The following is a 1029-nucleotide window of genomic DNA, read 5'->3' as shown; positions in this document are numbered from 1 at the left end:
CCCGCGCTCTCACGACACAGCCCCGCGCGACACCCCCCCCGGTCCGGGCCCACCCCCCCGCCCCCGCCGGGTGTGGATAACTTCCGACCGCGCTGCCCCCCCCCCCCCCGTCGCCGTGCCGCCAACGCCAGGACGGCGTAGGCGAACAGCAGGATGGCGACGGCGACGATGCCGTCCGCCCAGAAGTGGTTGGCCGTCACCACGACCACCGCGACCGTCAGCAGCGGGTGCAGCACCACCACCCAGCGGAACGGGCTCGGCGACACCCGCACCACCGCGACCGCCGCCAGCACGCACCAGGCGACGTGCACCGACGGCATCGCCGACAGCTGGTCCGCCACCACCACCCCGCCGACCGCGCCGCCGTACACCGACTGCCCGTACTCCGCGGCCACGTCCACGAAGCCGCTCTGCGGCAGCATCCGCGGCGGCGCCACCGGGATGAACTGCACCAGCAGGCAGACCGCCGTGGTGATCACCACCGTGTTGCGCACCCACGCGTAGCGCTCCCGGTGCCGCAGGAAGACCCAGAGCAGCACACCGAGCATGACGGCGAAGTGCATCACCGCGTAGTAGTAGTTCGCCAGCCGCACCAGCACCGGGTACGGCGTGACCGCCGCCTGCCAGGAGGCCTCGTCCGGCAGGCCGATCGCCCGCTCGGTCCGGTGGATCCAGCCCGCCCGGTCCAACGCGTGATCGGCACTCATCACCGACAGGTGCCCGACCAGCTGCCAGAGCGCGAACAGCGCCAGCAGCGTGCCGGCCTCCCGCAGCAGCGCCGACGCCCCCGGTTTCCGGACCCTCGCAGCGGCGTACGCGCCTCCGTAGAGGACGACGGCGGCACCCCCGGCGGTCTGCCAGGTCAGGGTCAGGTTCTGCATTGGCAGAGGGTAACGCAAAAAGACCCCCTCCCGAATGGGAGGGGGTCTTTTTGGAATGATTGTTCGGCGGCGTCCTACTCTCCCACAGGGTCCCCCCTGCAGTACCATCGGCGCTGTGAGGCTTAGCTTCCGGGTTCGGAATGTAACC

The 1029-nt window shown here is 71.2% G+C and carries 1 protein-coding gene and 1 rRNA gene; both read right to left on the bottom strand.

The window, feature by feature from the left end; all coding sequences use genetic code 11:
* Positions 1-881: phosphatase PAP2 family protein (locus ACFWXO_RS36175; protein ID WP_380529434.1), on the bottom strand; the 881-nt coding region annotated here is incomplete at its 3' end.
* A 61-nt stretch (positions 882-942) separates the two neighbouring features.
* A 5S ribosomal RNA gene (rrf, locus tag ACFWXO_RS36170) occupies positions 943-1029 on the bottom strand; the annotation flags it as partial.

This window comes from Kitasatospora sp. NPDC059088 (genome assembly GCF_042738155.1).
GTDB lineage: Bacteria > Actinomycetota > Actinomycetes > Streptomycetales > Streptomycetaceae > Kitasatospora.
The sequence above is the reverse complement of the archived record's forward strand: the minus strand, read 5'-3'. Positions and strand labels throughout refer to the sequence as shown.